This is a genomic window from Halomonas sp. ND22Bw (assembly GCF_003011945.1).
Lineage (GTDB): Bacteria > Pseudomonadota > Gammaproteobacteria > Pseudomonadales > Halomonadaceae > Halomonas > Halomonas halophila.
Genome location: NZ_PXWD01001814.1, coordinates 1 through 235, shown reverse-complemented (window position 1 = coordinate 235; position 235 = coordinate 1). Strand labels below are relative to the sequence as shown.

Genomic DNA, 235 nt, shown 5'->3' with positions numbered 1-235 from the left:
GCCGGGGTCATGATCGCCTTCAAGAGGCGCCGCTCCATGACCTTGAAGGTCTCGGACTGAGCCGCCGCGTGCGGCCCCGGCACCAGGGCGGCGTGATAGACGAACAGGCGCGGCAGGTAGAGCATCGCCGCAAACCAGGCCATCACCGCGATGACGAGGAAGGCCTTGATCCAGGGGTACGAAGCGTCAAGCACCGGGTGAGGGACTCCGTGCCGCGGACGCCGCGCGCAGGCGC

1 protein-coding gene is annotated in these 235 nt (G+C 68.9%); it reads right to left on the bottom strand.

Annotation, left to right across the window (positions count from 1 at the left end; translation table 11 throughout):
- A partial coding sequence (locus CVH10_RS24525) for a CopD family protein (RefSeq protein WP_181244767.1) occupies positions 1-194 on the bottom strand: 194 nt, incomplete at its 3' end.
- Positions 195-235: the final 41 nt, after the last annotated feature.